The sequence below is a fragment of the Streptomyces sp. NPDC049577 genome, from assembly GCF_040675635.1.
In the GTDB taxonomy this organism is placed as follows: domain Bacteria; phylum Actinomycetota; class Actinomycetes; order Streptomycetales; family Streptomycetaceae; genus Streptomyces.
Genome location: NZ_JBFAPH010000323.1, coordinates 1 through 7,212 on the forward strand (window position 1 = coordinate 1; position 7,212 = coordinate 7,212).

The following is a 7,212-nucleotide window of genomic DNA, read 5'->3' on the forward strand; positions in this document are numbered from 1 at the left end:
CGCGCGGCAGCATCATGACCATGAACGTCGCCATCATGATCGACATGAAGATGTACATGAGGTAGCTGAGGAACGCGGTCATCGCGCCGATCTGCATGTCGCCGCCGTCGATGCGGTGACCGCCGAACCAGACCACGGCGACGCTGGAGACGTTCACGATCAGCATCACGAGCGGGAACATCATCGACATCAGCCGGCCGGCGCGCACCGAGACGTCGAACAGGTCGGTGTTGGCCTTCCCGAACCGTTCGCGCTCGTGCCGGTCGCGGACGAAGGCGCGGATGACGCGGATGCCGGTGATCTGCTCGCGCAGCACCCGGTTGACGGTGTCGATCCGCTCCTGGACGCCGCGGAAGAGCGGGCGCATCCGCCGCACGATCAGCCCGACGATGACACCCAGCGCCGGCACGATGACCAGCAGCAGGGCGGACAGGGGCACGTCCTTGTTCAGCGCCATGATCACGCCGCCGACGCACATGATGGGCGCCGCGACCATCATCGTGAAGGTCATCAGCGTCAGCATCTGCACCTGCTGGACGTCATTGGTGGTGCGGGTGATCAGGGAGGGCGCGCCGAAGCGGCCCATCTCCCGCGCCGAGAAGGACTGGACGCGGTCGAAGACCGCGCCCCGCAGGTCCCGGCCGATCGCCATGGCCGTGCGGGCGCCGTAGTAGACGGCGCCGACGGCGCAGACGATCTGGGCGAGCGTGACGGCGAGCATCACGCCGCCGGTGCCCAGGATGTAGCCGGCGTCGCCCTTGACGACGCCCTTGTCGATGATGTCCGCATTGAGGGTGGGCAGATACAGCGTCGCGAGCGTCTGAACGAGCTGAAGCAGCACCACCAGTGCGATCGGTCTGGAATAGGGCTTCACATACGCCCGCAGAAGTCGTACCAACACACGAGCAGCCTATGCGAGCACCACTCCCCAGGGCTTGCCCTTTACCGGCCGGGGGCCGGTCGCCGCGCGGCACCCGTCATCATGGAGGCGGAACGCGACAGACGGCGCTCCGGTGAGATGCGAGGAAGGGTCGCGGTGGCGACGACACACACGGGCACCATCAGGTACTGGGCCGCGGCCAAGGCCGCCGCCGGCACGCCCGAGGAGCCGTACGCGGCGGGCACGCTGGCGGAGGCGCTGCACGCGGCCCGCGAGCGGCACTCCGGCCGGCCCGAGTTCGCACGGGTGCTGGCGCGCTGTTCGTTCCTCGTGGACGGCGATCCCGTCGGCACGCGCGACCACTCGACGGTCCAACTGGCCGAGGGCGGCACGGTCGAGGTGCTCCCGCCCTTCGCAGGAGGGTGATCCCGGCAGCATGAGCGAGCAGCAGCACGATCCGTACCGGCACCAGGACGGTGGGTACGGCCATCCGTACCCGCCGCAGGCGCAGCCGCAGCCGCAGGCATGGCCGCAGCAGGAGCGGCACGACCAGCAGGAGCCGGTGACCCAGACCTGGCAGACGCAGAGCTGGGACACGCGCAGCTGGCAGGAGCCGGCGCCGGGGCCCGCGCCCTCCGGGCAGGGTGACGGCTGGCAGGGTGCGCACGGTGGGCACGGTGGGCACGGTGGGCACGGTGGGCACGGCGCCGCGTGGCCGTCCGGCCAGGACGTGGCGTACGGCACACCCGCGGCGGAGCCGGCCTGGGCGCCGCAGCGGCAGGACCCGTACGGCACCCACGATGGCGCGGCCGCCTCCGGCTGGCCGCAGCAGGAGGCGGCGCCCTCGTACGGTGCCGCCGCCTACGAGCCCGCGCACGCGGGCGCGTTCGCGGCCGAGCCGGAGCCCGGTTTCCCGCCCGAGCCGGATCCCGTTTTCACGCCCGCGCCCGGGCCGGGGGTGGACGCCGCGCCGGAGCGGCCCCTGACCGCCGCCGAGAAGGCGAAGGCCGAGGGCCGTCCGCAGATCCTCTCGCCCGGGCTGCGGCCCGCGCTGATCACCGCCGTGCTCGCCGGACTGCTGGCGCTCGCCGCGCCGCTGGCCCGGCCCGCGCTGCTCGTACCGGTCGTCCTGCTGCAGGCGGTCACGGCGGCCGGCTGGTTCCGGCTCAACGGCATGTGGCCCGCCCGGCAGGGCATCGCGCTCGCCTTCCTCGGCGGCGTGGCCGCCGACGCCGGCCTGCTGGCCACGGACACCGCGCAGGCCCCGAAGGTGATACTCGGCACGCTCGGCGTCTGGCTCCTGCTCGTGATCGCGCTCCAACTGCGCAGCCACGCCTCGCCCGACGAGCGGCTGTACGGTCTGACGGCGGCCGCCGCGTCGACCGCGCTGGCCGTCGTGGCCGCCGGGCACCTGGCGGCCGACTCCGACGCGGTGGTCGTCGGCAGCCTCGCCGTCGCGGCGGCGGTGCTGGGCCGCGCGCTGCCGCTGCCGTCCTTCGCCGCTCCGGCCGTCGCCCTGATCGCCGCCACAGGCGCGGGCATCGCCGCCGGCCAGCTGACCGGCACCGGCCCGGTCGCCGCACTGCTCGGCCTGGCGGCCGGAGCGTGCGCCCTGATCGGCCTGCGTGTGGCGAGTTATGACTATCCGTCCCGTTTCGTCCACATGACGGCGGGTGTCGCCCTGCCGCTGGCGCTCGCCGCGCCCGCCGTCTATGTGCTGGGCCGGGCCCTCGCGTAGGTCCGCCGGCCGGGGCCGCCGGTTAGGCTCGTCGGACAGTCGGCCTGTCCGACGAGCCCGACCGACAGCAGGGGGAGCAGCGAACCGATGCGTGGAATACGGACGACTCTGATCGTGGTCGTGGTCCTGGCGGGGCTGTTCATAGCCGCCGACCGGGCGGCCGTCTACTTCGCCGAGGACCAGGCCGCGGACAAGATCCGCAGCAGCCAGGGCCTGTCCGGCACGCCCGATGTGTCCATCAAGGGCTTCCCCTTCCTGACGCAGATAGCCGACTCCCGCCTCGACGAGGTCGAGATCAAGCTCGACGGCGGTGTCACCGCCGGAGCCGGTGACCGCTCGGTGAAGGTCTCGGGCTTCGACGCCACGCTCCACGGCGTCCGCATCGACAGCAGCTTCTCCTCCGCCGTCGCCCACCGGGCGACGGGCACGGCCCACCTCACGTACGACGAGCTGACGAAGGCCGCCGCCGACCCCGGTGTCACGATCGCCTACGGCGGGTCCTCCGGCGACGGCGCCAGCAAGGTCAAGGTCACCGGCAGGACCGAGGTCATGGGCCAGCCGGTGACGCGGAGCGTCATCTCCACGGTCTCCGTCGTGGACGGCAACACGGTGCGCGTCCACGCGGACGAGGTGCCGGCGCAGGGGATTCCGGGGCTGGAGCGGAAGGTGCGCGAGAAGATCGACTTCGATCGGCAGATTTCGGGGCTGCCGAAGGGGATCAAGCTCGCCAAGGTCACGACCACGCCGTCCGGCGTGGACATCGAGCTGACGGGGACGGACGTGAACCTGGCCGGGTGACCGCCCGTGCCGTTCGCCCACGACCTGGTGCGCCCGGTCAGTGCGCCCAGGCGGCGATCCGCTCCAGCAGCTCGGCCCCGGCCGAGTTCTCCGCATGGCCGAAGCCGCGCTCGATCCACAGTTCCGTGCGGGCCGGATGCCCCGCACGGGCCAGCGCGTGCCCGTGCTCCAGGGGAAAGTACGTGTCACGGTCCCCGTGAACGATCAGCAGCGGCCGCGGCGCGATCAGGGGGGCCGCCTCCGTGGGGGAGAGCGGGACCGGGTCCCAGTCCTCCGGGTGGATACGGGTCCGCAGGCCCCAGCGGGCGACGAGGCGGCCGGCCGGGCGGGAGACCGCCCAGTGGAGCCGCCGCATCGGGGCCGTCCCCCGGTAGTACCAGCGGGCCGGGGCGCTCACGGACACCACCGCGTCGGCGTGTGCCCCGGACGGCGGCCCGTACAGCGCGCCGTGCCGCAGCACCACCGAGCCGCCCATCGAGAAGCCGACCGTGGCCACCCGCCCGTGGCCCAGGGAACGTGCCCACGCCACGGCCGCCGCCAGGTCCAGCACCTCCCGGTCGCCGATCGTCGACCGGCCGCCCGAGCGCCCGTGCCCCCGGAACGAGAACGTGATCACGGCCGACCGCCGGGCGAAGACCGCCGCCGCCCGGCGCACGCCGGGCCGGTCCAGGGCCCCGGTGAAGCCGTGCGCCACGACGATGGCGGGCCGGTCGGCCGCGGCGGCAGACTGGTCCGTACAGGGCTGGTACGCGGCCTCGATCCGCACCCCGTCGGCCGTCAAGAGGGCGATGCGATGACCACTCGAAGTGATCGACGAAACACAAGGCCGTGCAAAGTCGTCCGCGCCCCGGAAAGTCATGTGGGTTATTCTGCTGGGCATGAAGGATCCGGGCAGAGTAGCCCCCGGGTCCTTTTGTGCATTCGGAGCAGTGCCCCGATACGTCCTCGGGACCGAGGAGGAGCCGACGTAATGGGCGAGCGAAGCGAGCGAGACAGCCAGATCCGTACGACCAGTGAGACGGGTGGCGGCCGATGAGTTCCCTGCTGCTGTTGACCAACGCCCTCCAGCCCTCCACCGAGGTGCTCCCGGCCCTCGGCCTGCTGTTGCACAACGTGCGGGTGGCCCCGGCCGAGGGGCCGGCGCTGGTGGACACCCCCGGGGCCGACTGCATACTGATCGACGGCCGGCGCGATCTTCCACATGTGCGCAGCCTCTGCCAGCTGCTGAGGTCCACCGGGCCCGGCTGTCCGCTGCTGCTCGTCGTCACCGAGGGCGGACTGGCCGCCGTCACCGCCGACTGGGGCGTCGACGACGTCCTCCTCGACACGGCGGGCCCCGCCGAGGTCGAGGCGCGGCTGCGGCTCGCCATGGGCCGCCAGCAGATCGCCATGGACGACAGCCCCATGGAGATCCGCACCGGTGACCTCTCCGTCGACGAGGCGACCTACAGCGCCAAGCTCAAGGGCCGGGTCCTGGACCTGACCTTCAAGGAATTCGAGCTGCTCAAGTACCTCGCCCAGCATCCCGGCCGGGTCTTCACCCGCGCGCAGCTGCTCCAGGAGGTCTGGGGCTACGACTACTTCGGCGGCACCCGCACCGTGGACGTCCACGTGCGGCGGCTGCGGGCCAAGCTGGGCCCGGAGCACGAGGCCCTCATCGGCACCGTGCGCAACGTCGGCTACCGTTTCGTCCTGCCCGAGAAGCCGGAACGATCAGAGGACCCGAAGCCCGGCGAGGCCCCTGCGGAGGAAGGTGTTCAAACCGAGGCCGTTCGCCCGGTGAAACACTAGGTGGACCCGCGTAGACTGCCGCGCGTGGCCAAGGTGACGCGGGACGATGTGGCGAGGCTTGCGGGGACGTCGACCGCGGTCGTCAGCTACGTCATCAACAACGGACCGCGCCCGGTGGCACCGGCGACGCGGGAGCGAGTGCTGGCGGCGATCAAGGAGCTGGGCTACCGCCCGGACCGGGTCGCCCAGGCGATGGCCTCTCGCCGGACGGACCTCATAGGCCTGATCATCCCGGACGCGCGGCAGCCGTTCTTCGCGGAGATGGCCCACGCCATCGAGCAGGCGGCGGCCGAGCGCGGCAAGATGGTCCTCGTCGGCAACTCCGACTATCTGGACGAACGCGAAGTCCACTACCTTCGCGCCTTCCTGGGCATGCGGGTCGCGGGCCTGATCCTGATCAGCCAGGGCCCCAGCGAGCACGCGGCCATAGAGATCGACGCGTGGGACGCGCGCGTGGTGCTGATGCACCGCCGTCCCGACGCGATCGACGACGTCGCCGTCGTCACCGACGACATCGGCGGCGCGCAGCTCGCCACCCGGCACCTGCTGGAGCACGGCCATCCGTACGTCGCCTGCCTCGGCGGCACGGAGGAGACGCCGACGATCGGCGACCCCGTCACCGACCACGTCGAGGGCTGGCGCCGCGCCATGCGCGAAGCGGGCAAATCGCTGGAGGGTCGGCTCTTCCAGGCGCCGTACAACCGCTACGACGCGTACAAGGTCGCGCTGCGGCTGCTGAGCGGGCCGGACCGGCCGCCGGCGCTGCTGTGCGCGACGGACGACCAGGCGATCGGCGTGCTGCGCGCGGCGCGCGAGCTGCGGATCGACGTGCCGGGGGATCTGGCGGTGGCCGGCTTCGACGACGTCAAGGAGGCGGCGCTCACGGACCCGCCGCTGACGACCGTCTCCTCCGACCGCCAGGCGATGGCGCGCTCGGCGGTCGACCTCGTCCTCGACGACGGCCTCCGCGTCGCCGGCTCGCGCCGGGAGCGCCTGAAGCAGTTCCCGTCCCGGCTGGTCATCAGAGACTCCTGCGGCTGCCGCGGCTGACGCCGGCCGGCTGACGCCGCGCACCGGTTGCAGCGCAGTTCTCAGCGCGTACTCAGACTGTTTTCATCAGGCCGGAGCACAGTCTTAGGCATGACGGAACACGAAGCGCAGATCCCGCACGGCTACCCCGCACCGCCCCCGCACCCGCCCGTCGTGGGACGCGGGCGACGCCGACGGCGGCCCGCCGCCCTGCTGGCGGCTGTCGCGCTCGTCGCGGCCGTCGCCGGTGGCGGGGCCGCCGCGCTGGTCGGAGAGCTCACCGGTGGTGCCGCGCCCGGCACGAGCCGGGCGACGCCCGTCCAGAACGTCTCCTCGAAGGAGACCGGCGTCGCGGCCGTCGCGAAGGCCGTCAGCCCCAGCATCGTGGAGATCAAGGCCGCGACCGCCGCCGGCCAGTCCACCGGCTCCGGCGTGATCATCACCGGCGACGGTGAAGTGATCACCAACAACCACGTGGTCGCCGGAGCCGACTCCGTCCAGGTGTCGCTCAGCGACGGCACCACGAAGACCGGCAAGGTCGTCGGCACGGACCCCGACAAGGACCTGGCCCTCGTGAAGATCCAGGACGCCAAGGGTCTCAAGGCCGCCGTCCTCGGCGACTCCCGGCGGGTCCAGGTCGGCGACCAGGTCGTCGCGATCGGCTCGCCCGAGGGCCTCACCGGCACGGTGACCAGCGGCATCGTCTCCGCCCTCAACCGCGACGTGACCGTCTCCAAGGAGCAGGGCCGCAGCCAGGACCAGCGCGGTCTGCCGCGCTGGCCGTTCGAGTTCGGCGGCAACCAGTACAACGGCGACACCGGCTCCTCCCGGACCACCTACAAGGCCATCCAGACCGACGCCTCGCTCAACCCCGGCAACTCCGGCGGCGCCCTGATCAACATGAACGGCGAGATCATCGGGATCAATTCGGCGATGTACGCGGCCGGCTCGGGCGGCGGGTCGGGCGGGTCCGGGG

General features: G+C 72.3%; 8 protein-coding genes. 6 read left to right on the forward strand and 2 right to left on the reverse strand.

Features of this window, described 5'->3' with window-relative positions; translation table 11 throughout:
* A partial coding sequence (locus AB0K09_RS27020; protein ID WP_366068012.1) for an ABC transporter permease occupies positions 1-901 on the reverse strand: 901 nt, incomplete at its 3' end.
* 117 nt (positions 902-1,018) lie between these two features.
* On the opposite strand from AB0K09_RS27020, the gene AB0K09_RS27025 reads away from it, so the two are divergent.
* The 3 genes from AB0K09_RS27025 to AB0K09_RS27035 all read left to right on the forward strand — a co-directional run bounded on the left by AB0K09_RS27025 (position 1,019) and on the right by AB0K09_RS27035 (position 3,416).
* Positions 1,019-1,306, forward strand: coding sequence for a MoaD/ThiS family protein (locus AB0K09_RS27025; protein ID WP_366068013.1), 288 nt, complete (start codon positions 1,019-1,021; stop codon positions 1,304-1,306).
* Between the two features lie 10 nt (positions 1,307-1,316).
* Positions 1,317-2,618, forward strand: a complete 1,302-nt coding sequence (locus tag AB0K09_RS27030; protein WP_366068014.1) for a hypothetical protein — start codon at positions 1,317-1,319, stop codon at positions 2,616-2,618.
* Positions 2,619-2,705: 87 nt separating this feature from the next.
* On the forward strand, positions 2,706-3,416 hold the full coding sequence (locus tag AB0K09_RS27035; RefSeq protein ID WP_366068015.1) for a DUF2993 domain-containing protein: 711 nt from the start codon (positions 2,706-2,708) through the stop codon (positions 3,414-3,416).
* 37 nt (positions 3,417-3,453) lie between these two features.
* Here AB0K09_RS27035 and AB0K09_RS27040 read toward each other — a convergent pair whose 3' ends face one another.
* Positions 3,454-4,206 (reverse strand): alpha/beta fold hydrolase, encoded by a 753-nt coding sequence (locus AB0K09_RS27040; protein WP_366068019.1) that lies wholly within the window; start codon positions 4,204-4,206, stop codon positions 3,454-3,456.
* 242 nt (positions 4,207-4,448) lie between these two features.
* Between AB0K09_RS27040 and AB0K09_RS27045 the strand changes: the two genes are divergently transcribed.
* The 3 genes from AB0K09_RS27045 to AB0K09_RS27055 form a co-directional block, all read left to right on the forward strand.
* The gene (locus AB0K09_RS27045; RefSeq protein ID WP_366068016.1) at positions 4,449-5,207 is read left to right on the forward strand and encodes a response regulator transcription factor; all 759 of its coding nucleotides are present in this window, start codon (positions 4,449-4,451) and stop codon (positions 5,205-5,207) included.
* 24 nt (positions 5,208-5,231) lie between these two features.
* Positions 5,232-6,257 (forward strand): LacI family DNA-binding transcriptional regulator, encoded by a 1,026-nt coding sequence (locus AB0K09_RS27050; protein WP_366068017.1) that lies wholly within the window; start codon positions 5,232-5,234, stop codon positions 6,255-6,257.
* A 90-nt stretch (positions 6,258-6,347) separates the two neighbouring features.
* Positions 6,348-7,212 (forward strand): trypsin-like peptidase domain-containing protein (locus AB0K09_RS27055; RefSeq protein WP_366068018.1); only part of this gene is annotated, 865 nt, incomplete at its 3' end.